Below are 18,080 nucleotides of genomic sequence, written 5' to 3'. Positions count from 1 at the left end.
TATCGTTTAATTTTGGCTAAAAACTTATATTCGTGAATTATTACACCTATAGTTATGCGCCAGTTTTTAACGCTATTTTTAATATTTTCTATTTATACAAATAGTATAGCCCAGACTTTTGACTTTGGTAAAGTTTCTATTTCAGATTTTTCACGAACAGATCTGGATAGCAATGCCAATGCAATCGTGCTCAATGAGTTTGGACGGAGCTCTGTCTTTGTTGATGATTATGATAATCGCGTAAAACTTCAACATGAATACCATGTAATTATCCGGATCAATAACAAAGAAGGGTTTAAAAAAGCTAATTTTGAAATTCCTTCGTATAAACGCGGGAGTTACGTCCGTGACTATTTTGACGAACTAAAGGCTGTTACGTATAATTTAGAAAATGGTAGGATCGAGAAAACAGAGCTTGAAAATAAAAAAGTTTTCAAGGAAAATTACTCAGCCTATCTGGATCTTAATAAGTTCACCCTTCCGAATATTAAAGAAGGATCTATTATTGAAGTGTCTTATCGGACGCTGGAGCAGGATTTATTTAATTTCAAGACATGGGAATTCCAAGATGATATCCCCAAAATTCAAAGCCAATATATCGCAATTATTCCCGCTTCCTTCGCCTACAATGTAGTTTTACGCGGCCCCTACAAGCTTACCGATCAAAAAGCCGAAGCACTGAAAGAATTTATTTTCCTGGATGGGTTGCGAATGGATTGTTCAAAATTGACCTATACCATGAAGAACATTCCGGCATTTATGGAAGAGGATTACATGACTTCGCCAACCAATTTCAAATCTGCGATCTATTATGAGCTTGAATCGATCTTTTATCCGAGCACAGGCAGTAAGAAGACATTTAGCAAAACCTGGAAGGACGTCGATACAGACCTCATGAATGAAAAGACTTTTGGAGGTCAATTAAAAAAAACAGACTTATTCAAAGCCAATTTAGCAACAATTCTATCGCCCACTGACACCAAATTAGAAAAAGCAAAAAAGATATATAACTATATCAACAAACAAATAAAATGGAATAATTATTTAGGAAAATATGCTGAAACTGGTATTGAAAAAGCACTGGAAAAACGAACCGGGAATATTGGCGACATCAATTTAGCACTGGTAACTGCTTTATTGGCGGCAGATCTGGAAGCCTATCCTATTATTTTATCAACACGTCGAAATGGTACACCCAATGGCCTATTCCCGGTATTATCGGACTTTGATTACGTCATCGCTTGCGTGGATATAGACGGTGTAAAGTATAAACTCGATGCCTCCAATTTATATTTACCTTTTGGACAGCTCCCTTTACAATGCTTAAATGAACGGGGAAGAATCATCTACTCCAAAAAAAGTTCCGATTGGTTTCCACTTACGGCTCAAGAATCTTCCGATGTAAACTATATCTTGGAAGGGGCTCTGAATGACCAATTTAAAATCAAGGGAAAACTCACCATAAGCAGTAGCGGTAACAAAGCACTCCTAAAGCGGCAACATATTGCCAAATTCAACTCTTTGGAGGAATACTGGGAAAAACTAGACGAAGAAATGCCCAATATCACGTTAACAAAATCAAGTATTCAAAACCTGGAGGATATCGATCAACTATTGATAGAAGAATTTGATGTTATCCTAGATGTCTCCAAACAAATGGAACAAGACATACTCGTATTGGCTCCAAATATTATTGACAGGATTTCCTACAACCCCTTTAAAGCACAGGAAAGAACTTATCCGGTTGATATGGGTTTTAAATCCAAAACATTGTACTCCGTTAAATTGACCATTCCTGATCATTATGAAATTGCTGAGAAGCCTCAGAATGCATCGTTAGCACTCCCGGAGTCAACTGCAAAATATAGATATGTAACGCAGGTCAATGGCAATCAACTTGAAATACTACAGAGCCTCGCTTTCAACAAACCCATCTTTTCAGTCGATGAGTATTTTTCGCTCAAAGAATTGTATTCACGTATTATTCAACAACAAAAGCTAGACATAAAATTAATCGGTAAAAAATGAAAATCGTATTCATCAACTTACTATACTTCCTGCTTCCGATCCTCGCAATTGGGCAAGATAACTACGACGTCGCCAATATTCCAAGTACATTAAAGAGCAGGGCTGTCGCTACGGTGCGCAATGATAAAACGGTGGTAGAAATAAAATCTCCCGAACAAGTCATCACCACCATAACCTGTGCCATAACAGTGTATAATAAAAATGGAGACCGGTATGCCACGCTCCCAGTATATTATAATAAATCTACCGAGATCAAGAGTCTTAAAGGGGCTATCTATAATGAAATGGGAATATTGCAAAAGAAAATTGCAACGAAAGATTTCAAAGATATTAGCGCTGTGGACAATAGTACGATGTTTGCCGATTCCCGGGTAAAACTATTTGTACCTGACTACCATAGCTATCCCTATACCGTCGAATACCAATACGAGGTTAGGAGTAAACAAAACTTGATCATTCCATCTTGGACTCCTGAAGTGTCCAATAATGTATCTGTAGAAAAAAGCAGCTTTCAATTTATTGCTCCAATAGGCACAGAATGTCGAATTGAAACAACGAATTATAAAGGAAGTATCAAAGAAGAGAAAAATGACAAAACGGAAAGTAAAACATGGAATGCTGAACAGATCGCGGCAAAAAAAGAGGAATCTTATAGCCCCAATCCTAGCCTGAAAAGAACAAACGTACTCATCGTTCCCAAAAATTTTATTTATTATGGTAAGACAGGAAATTTCGGGGACTGGAAAGAATTTGGCCAATGGGTATCCAACAGCCTATTGAACAAAAAAGACGATTTGACGGAAGCGTCTAAACAAAAATTTATTGCATTAACAAAAGACGCAAGCTCAGATAAGGACAAAGCAAAGATTCTATACAATTACTTACAAAAAAACACACGTTACATCAGTATCCAAATCGGTATCGGGGGCTTGGAGCCCTTTCCCGCTTCTGAGGTTGACCGCTTAGGTTATGGTGATTGTAAAGCACTGGCCAATTACATGCGAAGCATGTTGTCGGCCGTCAATATCCCTTCCTATTACTGTATTGTCGAAGCAGGCAGACGCAAAGAAAGTTTCCACAAAACCTTTGCAAATGCCCAGGACGGTAATCACGTCATTCTATGTATTCCATTCAAAAATGATACGACCTGGCTGGAATGCACGAGCCAAAATCTTCCATTTGGTTTTCTTAGCGACTTTACCGACGATAGAGATGTCGTTGCCTGTACCGAAAATGGCGGAGTTATCATGCATACACCGAAATACATTAACTCCACCAACCTTCAATTGCGCTATGCCGACCTAAAACTTTCGGAAGACGGAAGCATCCAGGGGACCTTAAACACCAAATTCTACGGAGCCCAATATGAGAACCATATGGACGTGCTTTTAGCCAGCAATAATGATAAGAATAAGCTCCTCACGGAATACTATAATATAGACAATATCAATTTTAATCAGGTAAACTATATTGAACATAAGGAGGAAAATCCATTTATCGAGGAGAACCTGAATATTTTTATTAAAAACTATGCGGTGAAAAATGGTAATAAACTTTTGATCCAGCCTAATTTATTCAATACACATTCCAGCATTGCCGAAAGTAGAAATAGAACGGAAGATATTTTCATTGAAAGAGGCTACGCCGATATCGATAGCATTAGCATTGCCCTTCCAGAAAATATGCTCAAAAACATAACTTCTGAGAAGAAAATTATTGAGAAACCATTTGGAAAATATGAATTTAGGTCAGAAATAAAAGACAATAAACTGTTCACCTACAGAAAACTGGAACTTTTTGAAGGCAGTTATCCTGCCAGTACTTATGAAGACTTTTTCCAATTTCATAATGAGGTAAGCAGCTGCGACAAGGGACGCTTTAATCTAAGCTTTCTCTAGTCGGAAGAAAATATTTACCAGAATATGAAGGAGTAAAATCGATCAAATAAGGCAATTATTGTATATTAGCTCAATGACAGAATACGCAGCAATCTTTGACATGGACGGTGTTATCAGCCACACCAACCCTTTCCATGCGGAAGCTTTTAGAGCTTTTTTTAAAAACCACAATGTACAACAGGCGACAGAAGAGGAATTTGAGCAGCATATGTATGGTAAGCATAATAGTTACATTATGCAACATTTCTTTCAACGTCCGATATCCCCTGAGGAACTGCGAACCCTTGAATTTGAAAAAGAACAGCTTTTTAGAGTCATTTATAAAGAGCACGTTGCCCCTATTAAGGGCCTGATTGAATTTCTGACAGAATTAAAGAATAACGGTTTTAAGCTTGCTGTGGCGACATCAGCTCCACGAGAGAATATGGATTTAATTCTGGACGAATTGAATATACGCCAGCTCTTCTCGTCCACACTGAGCAGCGAAGATGTGAAACTACATAAGCCACATCCTGAGGTTTACCTAAAATCTGCAGAAAACCTGCAAATTCCTGTTGACCGCTGTATTGTTTTTGAAGATTCTTTTTCTGGTATTACCGCAGCGAAAAATGCCGAAATGAAAGTTGTTGCCGTACTTTCAACCCATAAAAAAGAAGAATTGCCTGCAAGTGATGATTATATAAATAATTATACAGAAATATCTGTTGCCAATGTAAAGGCCATTTTAAAAACACAAGAATTATAACTTGGTTGAGTGTGTGCCGACACTTAGCCCGAGGACTTCAGCTGTCTCCTCTCTACCGATAAAAAAAGAGATTCCTTAAGGAATCTCTTTTTTTATCGGTTTGCCCAAGCGAGCTGCAATTTTCGTTCACCGCTGCTAGACTAAATTTTCACGAAGTGATTAATCTCTTTTTAGACCAAACTTCTCTATTTTACTATACAGATGGCTACGTTGAATATCTAAATCGTCGGCCGTCTTGGAGACGTTCCAATTATTTTTTTCCAATTTATATTTTATAAATTCTTTCTCCGCATGATCTTTATAATCTTGAAACGAATCAAAGGAGTCCATATCTAAACCATAATTCGTTGCGCCTTTTTCATGCGCTATACCGTTTACCGGTTCACGAGAAGGATTAGCAAATGCGACAACATCTTTATCTGTAATAGATCGATCACTCAAAATAATTAAACGTTCAATCATATTGCGCAATTCCCGAATATTACCTGTCCAGGGAAGATGGCTCAATTCCCGCATGGCCGCAGTCGTAATTTCCTTCACAGGTATCCCATATTCCATACAGATTTCTTCACAAAAATTTGTTGAAAGCAGGGGAATATCATCCACACGGTCGATCAAAGCAGGTACATGAATCAAGATTACCGACAGGCGGTGATACAAGTCCATTCTAAAATTGCCATCCTCAATTTCCTTCAAGAGATCTTTATTGGTCGCGGCTACTACCCTGACATTGACGTCAATTTCTTTATCGCCACCCACTCTGGTGATTTTATGTTCCTGTAACGCCCTTAACACTTTAGCTTGAGCGGATAGACTCATGTCTCCGATCTCATCCAAGAACAATGTTCCGCCACTCGCTTGTTCAAATTTTCCGATACGCTGTTTAATAGCTGAAGTGAAGGATCCTTTTTCATGGCCAAATAATTCTGATTCGATTAATTCGGAAGGTATCGCAGCACAGTTCACTTCAATAAGCGGTCCCTGCGCACGATTCGATTTCTCATGCAGCCAACGTGCCACAAGCTCCTTTCCAGAACCATTTGCTCCAGTTATCAATACACGCGCTTCTGTCGGTGCTACGCGATCAATTGTCTCTTTAATACGTTTGATTGCCCCAGACTCACCCAATATATCTTTAGTTTTCGAACTGCTAACTTTTCGTTTCAGTACTTTGGTTTCGGTGACTAGGGAACTTTTATCCAGTGCATTCCGAACGGTGATCAATAATCTGTTCAGGTCCAGCGGTTTTTCTAAAAAGTCAAATGCTCCTTTTTTCGCCGCTTCAACAGCTGTTTCAATCGTACCATGTCCTGAGATCATAATAAAAGGGATATCCGGGCTGCTTTGGTGTGCTTCCGCCAAAACTTCCATCCCATCCATCGTATTCATCTTGATATCGCAGAGAACAAGATCTATTTTTTCCTTTTTTAAAATATCTAATCCATCCCGGCCATTGTCGACATCTAAAATCGTATAATCTTCATATTCCAAGATATCACGCAACGAACTTCTGATGGCGCGCTCATCATCAATGATTAAAATTGTACTCATAAATCGAGAGTTATGCTATTTTTTCAATTACGGGAATCAATATAAGTTTTTTTTGGCAATTAGCAAAAAGAAGCAAACCTTGTAAGCCGGGTTCTGTAGACCACCGAAGTGGAATTTCTATCATTTATCTAGATTTGCCATCGCTGACAAACTCAATCAACCTACCCATTACGAATTCCAATACATTGAAAGAAGACGAGCAGCCTTCGAATTTCGCAACCTATTTGGTCTTTCAACACACGAGGTTTACCGTAATATATGTCACCATACAAGACCGTAAGCTCTTACCTTACGTTTTCACCCTTACTCCGAAAAGCGGTATATTTTCTGTGGCACTTTCTGTCTGCTATTTTCATAACAGCCTTCCCGTTAGGAAGCGTGTTGCTCTATGTTGCCCGGACTTTCCTCTCCTCTTAAAAAAGAGCAGCGATAGAACCAGTTTGCTTCTGCGCAAAAGTAGCTATTTTACTCGGATAAACCCGAATTTCTTTTCAATTTCGAAAAGACCATTCATTTAGCACCACAGGCACAAAAATCTACGCAATTACCTTGCGTAGATAAAGAGAATTTTTGTATTTTCAATCTAACAAAAAAAACATGGCACTCAATAAACTAGCCCTCATACGTTATAAAACGATTGACCATTGCCTTCGCTTGCGACATCGTAAATGGACCTTGGAAGATCTCATGGAAAAGGTTTCCGATGCACTTTATGAATTTGAAGGAATCAAAAATGGGATAAGTAAACGTACCATACAAGGTGATATTCAACTCATGCGTAGCAATAAACTTGGCTACAATGCGCCTATTGTGGTGTTGCACCGAAAATTCTACACCTATGAAGATCCCAACTATAGCATTAGCAATTCACCGATTTCCGTCGGTGACATGCAAAAAATGAAGGAAGCAGTAGAGGTACTTAAGCATGTGAGCGGTTTCTCCAGTTTTGATGAAATGAGCGATATTGTTGCACGGCTTGAAGATAGCATCCATACCAAAAAGGACAATTCACCTTCCATTATACAAATGGAAAGTAACAACCTGCTAAAAGGCCTTTCTTTTATCAGCCCGCTGCATCAAGCCATTCGTGAAAAAACACCACTCCTGATCAGCTACCAATCGTTCAAAGCAACACAACAGCAGGATCTGGTCTTCTCCCCTTATCTCTTAAAAGAATATCGGAATCGATGGTTTCTAATTGGTCAGCATAAAAAGAATGAAGGATTAATGACGCTGGCGCTTGATCGAATCAATACCATCGAGGAAATGGGCAAAAATTCATACAAGGAATATACAGGGGTCGATTTCGAACGTTACTTTTCGGATACCATAGGCGTAACGAAGACACAAAAAGACCGCGGCCAGCGGGTGATATTGCAAGTCAATGCAAAAAATGCACCTTATGTAGCAACAAAACCCTTACATCCTTCACAGCAGATTTTAGACAAAAAGGAGGATGGCTCAATCTTAATTCGCATCGATGTTGTACTTAACTTTGAACTGGAAAGAGAAATTTTAGGTTTTGGCGAATCCATTAAAGTACTCTCGCCAAGAAATTTACAAACGAGAATAAAACAGCGCTTGACAGCTGCCACAGAACTCTATGCTGAGAAATCTGTCGATAAGATATCAAATTCACAACATGAATAATAGCTCACACACCTAAATATCTTGGGCGATGGCGTAACCACTAGCCCAAGCCCATTGGAAATTATAGCCGCCAAGCCATCCTGTAATATCAACAGTCTCCCCGCCGAAATAAAGGCCTTCAACTTTTTTAGACATTAAGCTTTTGGAGTGAAGCTCTTCCGTTGAAACTCCTCCACGCATGACCTCAGCTTTATCATACCCCTTATCTCCCGCAGGTTTTACCTTGAAACGATGGATCGTATCGACAATCAACTTCGCATCAGCTTTACTCAGTGAGGCGATTTTGGTATCCAAGGCCAAAAATTTCCCAAGGGCGTCGACCAATTTCCTGCTGAAATAATCGTTTAGCAATTGTGAAACAAGTCGCTTTCCGCCGTATTGTCGCTCCTGTTTAATCAGATTATCCAAATTAAAATTAGGCAAGAGATCAATCGTAATCTCCTGTCCAGGCCGCCAATAACTTGATATTTGAAGAATTGCAGGTCCGCTTAATCCCCAGTGTGTAAAGAGAATATTCTCTTCAAAAGACATTCCGGCAACAGACACTTTCGAGAACACCGAATTTCCAGCCAGAGAACTATACCAATCCGCATCTTTTCCAGTTATCGTCAAAGGGACTAATGCAGGCGCTGTACCGACTACATTCAAACCAAATTGTTTAGCTAAGCGTACTCCAAAGTCTGAGGCCCCAAGCTTTTGCACCGGAAGCCCACCGGAAGAAACAACCACTTTATGGGCATGGTATCGGGACTCACCTTTTGCATTTTCTACTTTTACCACAAAGCCATTATCGTTTTTTTCTACAGATTTGACCAAGGTATTCAAGGCTATATCCTGCCCTGTCTCGTATAAAATTTTAGAAAATACAGCAACGATATCTTTTGCTTTATTGGTCTCTGGAAACAACTGTCCCAGTGTTTTTTCATGTCCCACGATACCATATTGTTCAAAAAATGTAATGGTATCGTCCACGGTCCATTGTTTGAATATACCGTGCAAAAAATCTGGATTTTCAGAAATGAAATTAGCGGGACTGCTACCAATATTTGTATAATTACAGCGCCCACCTCCGGAAATCAGGATCTTCGCACCGACCTTATCGTTTCTTTCAAGGACCAAGGTCTTCTTCCCAATTAGCCCTGCTTGGGCTGCACACATCAATCCGCAGGCTCCCCCCCCAATAATGATGGCATCGTATAGTATACTCACAGCAACACTCTAATAAGCAATCAATGTATTTTCAACAGAAACAACTCTTCGTTCCAATTGACTCTGATACCCCAATTCAATAATTTTAATGACATCCCGCGCCTGTTCCGCCGATGCGATCAAGGTAGTTTTTCCCAATATGCTATCCGCAACGTTCTGATAAAAATCAGGATAAGAACCTATTTCAGAAGGAATCATTTCTTCAATATCATTCCCCTGTTCAACAATATTGAGCTTGCCGTATAGACTTGGATCTTCTTGTCCCCAGGTTGGATCTTCATCGGGAAATTTACCATCGCGCAGTAAAGCTTCCTGTGGATCGACACCATATTTTACAAAATTTCCGTTCATGCCAAAGACACGATATCGAGGTGTAGGTTCTTTTGTAAGCATAGACCCTTTCAGCGATACCCGTAAGTCATCATAGTACAATAAGCAGTCGAAATTGTCAATGGTTTTCGCATAATCCCGTTGAATAGCTAAATCTGCAAAAACAGCATCTGGTCTTCCAAACAATTGTAAAGTTTGATCGATAAGATGCGAGCCCAAGTCGTAGAATATCCCCGAACCCGGTAAATGCTCTTCACGCCATGCATTTGGTCTCAAGTAATTGCGGAAACGATCAAACCTAGCTTCCAAATTTACAATTCTTCCCAATCGTCCACTTTGAATCACTTTCTTTAACGTTCGATAATCGGAGTTGAATCTTAAATTGTGATAAGGCGCCAAAATCAGATTTTTCTCCTTAGCCAGCGCGATAAGCTCATCGGCCTGCTCTACATTGTTCGTAAATGGTTTCTCGACAATAACGTGTTTCCCTGCTTCCAAAGCACGTTTTGCAAAAGGATAATGCATGTCATTGGAAGTCGCAACCACGACTAAATCAATAGTTGCATCATTAAAAATATCATCTGCCGACAAAGCAATTGCTGCCTGTGGATAGCGTTCCTTTAGCAAACTTTGCTGATCTGCTTTCCGGGCGGTCACTTTAACAAGATCCAGTTCAGCTATCGAACGCATCACGGGAGCGTGAAAAACCTGACCTGAAATTCCAAAACCAATAAGTCCTACGCGAATTTTTTTCATAGCATTACATTCTTTCAGGTACATGAATACCCAATAAGTTCATCCCTTTGGCGATAACCTTTGCCGCAGAAGCCGAAAGATGCAATCTAAAGTTCTTTACATCAGGATCTTCCGCTTTCAATATCGTTTCTTCATGATAGAATTTATTGTAGAACTTGGCTACTTCATAGATATAGTTTGCCAATTGCGCCGGGCTGAACTCTTGCGCAGAAGCCTCAATAGCCTCCGGAAACGCACCTAATTGCTGAATTAGATCTCGCTCGTAAGAGGAAATCGTCGCCGGTACAGACACAGCACTGTCAAAATCGAATTCAGCTTTACTTAAAACAGATTTGATACGCGCATGCGTGTATTGAATAAACGGCCCTGTATGACCTTGAAAATCGACAGACTCATTTGGATCAAACAAAAGACGTTTTTTAGGATCCACTTTCAATAGAAAATATTTCAATGCTCCCATTCCGATCGTATCGTAAAGAGCAGCTTTTGATTCCTCGTCCAATCCGCCAGTCTTGCCAAGCTCCTCAGTACGTACCTGTGCAGTTTTAAGCATTTCAGCCATTAAATCATCCGCATCAACAACTGTTCCCTCCCGCGATTTCATTTTACCTGAAGGAAGGTCGACCATCCCATACGATAAATGGAACAATCCGTCAGCCCAGGCTTTACCTAGTTTTTTTAAGATTAAAAACAATACCTTGAAATGGTAATCCTGTTCGTTACCGACAACATAAATAGAATCATTCATTTTGAATTCATCATATTTCAATTGTGCTGTCCCCAAATCTTGTGTAATATAGACCGAAGTACCGTCGCCACGAAGCACAAGCTTCTGATCCAATCCTTCGTCTGTTAGATCAATCCATACGGAGTTATCCTCTTTTTTAAAGAAAACCCCTTTATCTAAACCTTCCTGGATAATATCTTTACCCAACAAGTATGTATTGGATTCATAATAGTATTTATCAAAATCGACGCCTAATTGTTTGTAGGTCTTTTCAAACCCCGCGTACACCCAACTGTTCATGGTTTTCCAAAGGGAGATCACCTCTTCATTACCGGCTTCCCATTGTTGCAACATCGCTTGTGCCTCCTTCATCAAAGGTGCATTTTTCTTTGCTTCCTCTTCGGTTTGCCCCTCAGCTTTCAATGCCTCGATTTCCTTTTTATATTCTTTGTCAAAGACAACGTAATATTTTCCAACAAGGTGGTCGCCTTTAAGTCCAGTAGACTCGGGTGTTTCACCGTTACCAAATTTCTGCCAGGCCAACATGGACTTACAGATATGGATACCACGATCGTTCACCAAATTTGCTTTGATCACATCATAACCATACGCTTTTAGGATTTCCGCAACAGCATATCCTAATAAGTTATTACGGATATGTCCCAAGTGCAGTGGTTTATTGGTATTTGGAGAAGAGTATTCCACCATCAATTTTTTCCCGTTCGCAGGAAATACAGCAAAGTCCTTCGCCGTTATGGTCTGATTCAACAACGTGATCCAGTAAGCATCGGAAAGAACAATATTCAAAAAGCCTTTTATCACATTGAAATCTGATATTTCAGCGATATGCTGTTGCAAATAAGCACCAATTTCCTTTCCGGTTTGTTCCGGAGAAGATTTCGAAAAGCGCGTTACGGGAAAAGTTACGATTGTAATTTGTCCCTCAAACTCCTTTCGGGTAGCTTGTAAAGCAATTTGAGTTTCTAAAATATCTGCATTGTAAAGCTCTTTTACTGCCTGTACAGTGACTTCAACAAGTCGCTTTTGAATAGAATTTGCCATTTAATGATTTTGTAATTTTTACAACTTCCTGATAGTGAATTGGAAATAAATAACATTCCTTATTTAGGTATTCACCATTAAAGTATATCTTTGCAAAAATAATAAAAAATGCAGAGCTATCAGGAATTTCTTGACTTAAGTGTTGGTTTTCCGCAAGACGGATTCGAAATCATCGACGACGAATTGTATTTCCACGATTTGAATTTAATGGAAATGATAGAAACGTACGGTACGCCGTTACGTTTTACCTATTTGCCTATCGTCAGCAAAAAAATTCAGCAAGCGAAAATCCTCTTTCAGACCGCAATTCTGAAACACAACTATCGCGGATCTTACAAATATTGTTATTGTACCAAGTCATCCCATTTCAAGCACATCGTAGAGGAAGCTTTGAAAAATGATATCCACCTGGAAACTTCATCTGCATTTGATATGCCGATGATCGATTCATTGGAAAGACAGGGCACAGTAACAAAAGACATTACAGTGATCTGTAATGGGTTCAAAACCTACCAGTACAAACAATATATTGTTGATATGATCCACGATGGATATAAAAACATTATACCGGTGCTGGATAACAAAGAGGAGTTTAACCTTTATGATGATGAAATCGAATTGGATGAGCCTTGTGCTTTAGGTATCCGCGTTGCTTCCGAAGAGCAACCAGATTCTCAATTCTATACATCTCGCCTAGGGATTCGCCAGGAAGACGTCGTTGAATTCTATAACAACAAGATCGCCGACAATCCAAACTTTAAAGTAAAGTTGCTCCATTTTTTCATTAATTCAGGTATCTCGGACACCCCGTATTACTGGAACGAATTAGAGAAATACGTTACTTTATATTGTAAATTCAAGAAAGTAAACCCGGATTTAGATACCCTAGATATCGGTGGTGGCATGCCATTTAAGGATTCATTGGTACACGACTTTGATTACGAATATATGGTCAATGAGATCGTCAACCGTATCAAACAAATCTGTGCTCACCATGAAGTGATGGAACCAGACATTATTACTGAATTTGGCAAATACACTGTTGCTGAAGCATCAGGTATCCTCTATAAAGTTTTAGGGCGCAAGCAACAAAACGACCGCGAACGTTGGTTTATGATTGATGGTTCATTCATTACAAATTTGCCGGATGTATGGGCATTGAATCAAAAATACATTCTATTGCCGATCAATAACTGGGATTCAGAATATGAACGCGTCAATTTGGGTGGCATCACATGCGATGGACAGGATTATTACAATCAGGAGGCGCATATGAACTCGGTATTTATGCCGAAGACCCGTAAGGTTCAATACCTGGGCTTCTTTCATACAGGCGCCTATCAAGATGTTTTAAGCGGATATGGAGGCATCCACCACTGCTTACTTCCTTCACCCAAACATGTGCTTGTACGCCGCAATAGAGATGAAACATTCAACTACGAGGTGTTCGGTGAGGAGCAAAACTCCAAACAAGTAATGAAATTGTTAGGCTACCAATAAGATATTATATTCTACCAAGAGTAAGCACGCTCGTCATTGGGGGATCAAAACAATATCCTCGTAAAAAAGAGCTATTTTAAGCCAAAATAAAAAGGTCTCGTTTCTAGGAACGAGACCTTTTTATTTTCAGCCTATCCGCCATTATTTACAATCGGGCGTAAATTAAAGGCAAAATCACAGACAATGACAACCATATCCAGTAGAAAAAAATAGATTGTAAAATCTATATAGTAAGCTGTTCGGTAGATGTAAACCTATTTCAGTATAAGACAGCTGGCTTTTATTCATATTGTGTTCGTACCTGCTTCGGACCACGTTCGGAGCTGCCCAATTCCGTTACGACTGTTGACCTAGTAGTGTACAGACCTTTCCTGTTTGGAGACTGGACAATATCTGTACAGCATCTGTACAAGATCTATTGATGATCCGAAGCAGATACGAAGCAGGTACGAAGGAAAGCTACTGATCTTTCAGAATGTATCGTCGTTTAGGAAAGGATTGCTGGGTATTTTCCTTTAGCGCGACTAGAAATCCCAAAGTCGATAATTGCTATTTTGCAACCCAAGTTTTAAAGAAATTAAGCACTTTTTCTTCATCATAGCCCTTTCCTTTTTCCAGACTACCACTCTCCTGTACATGCAATGTTTTTCCATTTCTATCCAAAATAATAAAAAATGGATAACCTAGTTTATTGCCTTCAGGGGCATACTTTTGAAACACAGCTTCATTTTTATTTTCCTTTGAATAATTGAGGTGATAATAGAGGAAATGACTCTTTAACAACTTGTCGACACTTGCCGTTTTATGGATATATTCATTAAATCTTAAACACCAGACACACCAATTCCCACCGGCTTGAATGACGATGTTTTTCTTTTCTTTCTTTGCTTGAACCAATAGCTGATCAATATCATTCTGTGCATTGGCATCTGGATTGTAAGGCTTCGAAAGATCCTGAGCTGTAGCAAGCTGCTGTGAGAACGCTTTGGACTGTACGAGTACCGTCCCCAAAAACACAATAGCTCCACACAGTAATAATCTTATATTTCTCATCATAAATAAATTAAATACGAATCTAAAATTACAAAATCATTTCCCCAAACCAAAACATAAGCAGCACATAATCGTTAAACATGATATAGCTATTGACCATGAAAAAAAACACCCAGGACTACAACGGACCGTATTTCAGCGGATTCATAAAAACGCGATTAAGCCCTATATACATGACCTTAGGTGATCAGAATAGGGGTGTCATTCAAAATACCGCCATTGGGGAGAAGTAAAAAAGGCAACCTGTTGATATGCTATACCCTATCACCCGTAAAAACCAAAAAGACTTCCTTTTGCTAAAATAAAAACAAAACAAAACAAAAACAAACACCTGACCTTAACATAAATATTATTTAATTTCCTTTAAAATTTAACAAATATAGCATAACTTAGTGTAAAGGAAGTAGTAAAAGAAGCACAGAAGATTCACTACAAAAATCCAAAACGAAACAAAATGAAACACCAAGAATTCAACAGGTCAAAACTGATAGAAAAAATAAGGGATACGAGCGCGTGGGATGTTATCGTCATAGGCGGCGGTGCCAGCGGATTAGGTGTTGCATTAGATGCCTTAAGCCGAGGGTTCAAAACAATTTTATTGGAGCAGGTTGATTTTGCAAAAGGCACTTCAAGCAAAGCAACAAAGCTTGTTCACGGTGGTGTACGCTACTTGGCTCAAGGCGACATCTCATTGGTTAAAGAAGCGCTTCATGAAAGAGGTTTACTCCAAAAAAATGCTCCACACCTTGTTAAAAACCAATCGTTTATCATTCCAAACTACAGCTGGTTCGATGGCCCATTTTACACCATTGGAATGAAAATATATGACCTTCTGGCAGGTAAATTAAGCTTGGGAAAATCCATTCATATCAATAAAGAAGAAACGCTCAATCGCATAAGCACTTTACGACCTAAAGGGCTATATGGTGGCGTGGTATATCAAGACGGACAATTTGACGACTCCAGGCTTGCGCTCAACGTTGCGCAGACCTGTATACAAATGGGCGGAGTCGCCCTAAATTATGTAAGGGTCAATAACCTCACCAAAGACAGCGATGGACGAATAAACGGTGTCATCGCCAATGATACCGAAACTGGTGAAGTTTTCACCATACAAGGCAAAGCTGTTATCAATGCTACAGGAATATTTGTCGATGATATCTTAAAAATGGATAGACCTGAAGCGAAACAAATGGTACGCCCCAGCCAGGGTGTTCACCTTGTATTTGACAAGTCGTTTCTCCCGGGCGACGATGCCATTATGATTCCAAAAACGGATGATGGACGGGTCCTTTTTCTAGTACCTTGGCATAATCGAGTCATTGTGGGAACAACGGATACACCGATAGACGAGCATAGCCTTGAACCGGTAGCTTTGGAGCAGGAGATCGATTTTATTCTGAAAACGGCGGGACGTTACTTGACAAAACAACCAACAAGAGCGGATGCATTGGCCGTATTCGCCGGCCTCCGTCCACTGGCAGCCCCTACAGGTAACTCAAACAAAACCAAAGAGATCTCACGAAGCCACAAGGTTATTGTTAGCGACTCCAAATTACTGACTTTAACTGGCGGAAAGTGGACAACATTCCGTCGAATGGGCCAAGATACCCTAGACAAAGCGATAAAAATTGGTTGTTTACCTCAAAAAGAAAGCCGGTCTGCCACACAAAAGATCTATAGCGCCATTCCAACGTCCGACAGAAGCAATCATATGTATATTTACGGTGCCGACCAAGAAATGATCAATGCATTGGCTCAGGAAAATCCCGAATGGAACGAAAAGTTAATCCCACATCTTGAGTTCAAAAAGGCCGAAGTTGTTTGGGCAGCACGCAATGAACTTGCCAGGACTGTGGAAGATGTGCTATCCCGTCGGGTACGGATGCTATTTCTTGATGCGAAAGCTGCAATTGAAGCTGCACCTAATGTCGCAAAAATACTCGCCCAGGAACTGGAAAAAGATGAAGATTGGCAAAATGATCAAATAACGCATTTTCAAAATGTTGCAAAAAATTATATCTTAAAGTAATACAAAATAACCAGCAATACTCAATTACTCAATTATGGAACAACAATACATCTTGGCAATGGATCAAGGTACCACCAGCTCCAGAGCTATCATTTTTGATAAAGACAGAAATATAGTCTCCATTGCCCAGAAGGAATTTACGCAAATATTCCCACAACCAGGATGGGTTGAACACGATCCACATGAAATCTGGTCAACACAGGCAGGTGTCACTGCAGAAGCAACCACAAAAGCAGGGTTAAACGGCAAAAATATTGCCGCTATTGGCATTACCAATCAACGGGAAACTGTGGTCGTTTGGGAAAAAGAAACAGGAAAACCCATCTACAATGCCATTGTATGGCAAGATAAACGCACAGCAGATTATTGCGACGAGTTGCGTAGCTCTGGAAAACATGAGATGATCCAGGAAAAAACAGGCCTAATATTAGATCCTTACTTTTCTGCAACCAAAATAAAATGGATTCTGGATAACGTGGAAGGTGCCCGGGAAAAAGCACAAAACGGGGAATTAATCTGTGGAACTATTGACACTTGGCTCGTCTGGAACCTCACCCGGGGCGATGCTCACATTACGGATGTAACAAACGCTTCCCGCACCTTACTCTTTAATATTCATAGCATGGAATGGGATAAGGAGCTACTCGAATTATTTGACATCCCCGCCGCCATGCTGCCCGAAGTAAAAGAAAGCAGTGAAATATATGGGGAATCACGGACAACCATTTTTGCACACAAAGTCAAGATAGCTGGAATTGCTGGCGACCAGCAGGCGGCACTGTTCGGACAGCAATGTATTGAAAAGGGAATGGTCAAAAACACGTACGGCACTGGATGTTTTATGTTAATGAACATCGGGGATAAACCAATCCGTTCAAAGAACAACCTTTTAACGACTGTCGCCTGGAAAATCAACGGAAAAACAGAATATGCCTTAGAGGGGAGCATATTTATCGGCGGTGCACTGGTCCAATGGCTACGCGACAATCTCAACATCATCTACAAATCGGCAGACATAGAGCAATTAGCGCTGACAGAAAAAGATAATGGCGGTGTCACATTTATCCCTACATTCGCCGGACTGGGGGCTCCATACTGGAACGCTCGTGCACAAGGTACACTATTTGGCCTTACGCGTGCAACAACCAATGGTCATATTGCACGCGCCTCGCTAGAGGCAATTTCCCTGCAGACTCGTGATGTGCTGCAAGCCATGGAAGCTGATAGCGGCATACCGATCAAAGAATTGCGTGTAGACGGCGGTGCAACAGCAAATAATCTACTTATGCAGATTCAGGCCAATGTACTAAACAGCAAAGTTGTACGCCCCAAAATTACAGAAACTACAGCTTTGGGGGCAGCATACCTCGCCGGACTGGCCGTGGGATTCTGGAAAAATGAGGATGAGATTTCTAAGTTTTGGGCACAGGATCGTATATTTGAACCTGAAGCAGAGCAAGAAGAGCAAACAAAAAAGATTATTAAGCTCTGGACCAAGGGAGTCAAAGCATTACAATACTGGACCGAAAACTAACCAAC

13 protein-coding genes and 1 other RNA gene are annotated in these 18,080 nt (G+C 40.0%); 8 read left to right on the top strand and 6 right to left on the bottom strand.

Annotated elements, in window-relative coordinates; translation table 11 throughout:
- Positions 1-54 precede the first annotated feature (54 nt).
- The 3 genes from B3H30_RS21860 to B3H30_RS21850 all read left to right on the top strand — a co-directional run bounded on the left by B3H30_RS21860 (position 55) and on the right by B3H30_RS21850 (position 4,671).
- Positions 55-2,028, top strand: coding sequence for a transglutaminase domain-containing protein (locus B3H30_RS21860; RefSeq protein WP_070569241.1), 1,974 nt, complete (start codon positions 55-57; stop codon positions 2,026-2,028).
- Positions 2,025-3,926: a DUF3857 domain-containing protein gene (locus B3H30_RS21855; RefSeq protein WP_070569239.1), complete on the top strand. Its 1,902-nt coding sequence runs from the start codon at positions 2,025-2,027 to the stop codon at positions 3,924-3,926. Before B3H30_RS21860 ends, B3H30_RS21855 begins: the two co-directional genes overlap by 4 nt.
- Before the next feature lie 73 nt (positions 3,927-3,999).
- A complete protein-coding gene (locus B3H30_RS21850; protein WP_070569236.1) occupies positions 4,000-4,671 on the top strand; it encodes an HAD family hydrolase in 672 nt (223 codons plus the stop codon).
- Between the two features lie 159 nt (positions 4,672-4,830).
- On the opposite strand, the gene B3H30_RS21845 is transcribed toward B3H30_RS21850, so the two are convergent.
- The gene (locus B3H30_RS21845; RefSeq protein WP_070569233.1) at positions 4,831-6,222 is read right to left on the bottom strand and encodes a sigma-54-dependent transcriptional regulator; all 1,392 of its coding nucleotides are present in this window, start codon (positions 6,220-6,222) and stop codon (positions 4,831-4,833) included.
- A 66-nt stretch (positions 6,223-6,288) separates the two neighbouring features.
- Positions 6,289-6,668, bottom strand: an RNA gene (rnpB, locus tag B3H30_RS21840) — RNase P RNA component class A.
- A 151-nt stretch (positions 6,669-6,819) separates the two neighbouring features.
- On the opposite strand from rnpB, the gene B3H30_RS21835 reads away from it, so the two are divergent.
- Positions 6,820-7,872, top strand: a complete 1,053-nt coding sequence (locus tag B3H30_RS21835; protein WP_070569230.1) for a helix-turn-helix transcriptional regulator — start codon at positions 6,820-6,822, stop codon at positions 7,870-7,872.
- Between the two features lie 12 nt (positions 7,873-7,884).
- Here B3H30_RS21835 and B3H30_RS21830 read toward each other — a convergent pair whose 3' ends face one another.
- From B3H30_RS21830 to argS, 3 genes are read right to left on the bottom strand one after another with little or no spacing between them, the layout of a single operon-like run.
- Positions 7,885-9,075 carry an NAD(P)/FAD-dependent oxidoreductase gene (locus tag B3H30_RS21830; RefSeq protein WP_070569927.1) on the bottom strand — a complete coding sequence of 397 codons (1,191 nt, stop codon included), beginning with the start codon at positions 9,073-9,075 and terminating at the stop codon, positions 7,885-7,887.
- 15 nt (positions 9,076-9,090) lie between these two features.
- Complete coding sequence (locus B3H30_RS21825) at positions 9,091-10,167, bottom strand: oxidoreductase (protein ID WP_070569929.1); 1,077 nt, start codon at positions 10,165-10,167, stop codon at positions 9,091-9,093.
- A gap of 4 nt (positions 10,168-10,171) precedes the next feature.
- On the bottom strand, positions 10,172-11,956 hold the full coding sequence (gene argS, locus B3H30_RS21820) for an arginine--tRNA ligase (RefSeq protein ID WP_070569227.1): 1,785 nt from the start codon (positions 11,954-11,956) through the stop codon (positions 10,172-10,174).
- Between the two features lie 108 nt (positions 11,957-12,064).
- Between argS and B3H30_RS21815 the strand changes: the two genes are divergently transcribed.
- Positions 12,065-13,456, top strand: coding sequence for an arginine decarboxylase (locus B3H30_RS21815; RefSeq protein ID WP_046675638.1), 1,392 nt, complete (start codon positions 12,065-12,067; stop codon positions 13,454-13,456).
- A 549-nt stretch (positions 13,457-14,005) separates the two neighbouring features.
- Here the strand turns inward: B3H30_RS21815 and B3H30_RS21810 are convergent.
- On the bottom strand, positions 14,006-14,512 hold the full coding sequence (locus tag B3H30_RS21810) for a thioredoxin family protein (protein ID WP_236586101.1): 507 nt from the start codon (positions 14,510-14,512) through the stop codon (positions 14,006-14,008).
- Positions 14,513-14,607: 95 nt separating this feature from the next.
- Here B3H30_RS21810 and B3H30_RS21805 point away from each other — a divergent pair, with 95 nt between their 5' ends.
- From B3H30_RS21805 to glpK, 3 genes are all read left to right on the top strand, one after another.
- Positions 14,608-14,742 carry a hypothetical protein gene (locus B3H30_RS21805; RefSeq protein WP_262511802.1) on the top strand — a complete coding sequence of 45 codons (135 nt, stop codon included), beginning with the start codon at positions 14,608-14,610 and terminating at the stop codon, positions 14,740-14,742.
- Between the two features lie 221 nt (positions 14,743-14,963).
- Positions 14,964-16,541, top strand: a complete 1,578-nt coding sequence (locus B3H30_RS21800) for a glycerol-3-phosphate dehydrogenase/oxidase (protein WP_070569221.1) — start codon at positions 14,964-14,966, stop codon at positions 16,539-16,541.
- Between the two features lie 34 nt (positions 16,542-16,575).
- Complete coding sequence (glpK, locus tag B3H30_RS21795) at positions 16,576-18,075, top strand: glycerol kinase GlpK (protein WP_070569218.1); 1,500 nt, start codon at positions 16,576-16,578, stop codon at positions 18,073-18,075.
- Positions 18,076-18,080: the final 5 nt, after the last annotated feature.

Origin of the sequence: Sphingobacterium sp. UBA7038 (genome assembly GCF_002494055.1) — a bacterium.
GTDB lineage: Bacteria > Bacteroidota > Bacteroidia > Sphingobacteriales > Sphingobacteriaceae > Sphingobacterium > Sphingobacterium multivorum.
Note: the sequence above shows the minus strand (reverse complement) of the source record. Positions and strands in the feature narration are given on the sequence as shown.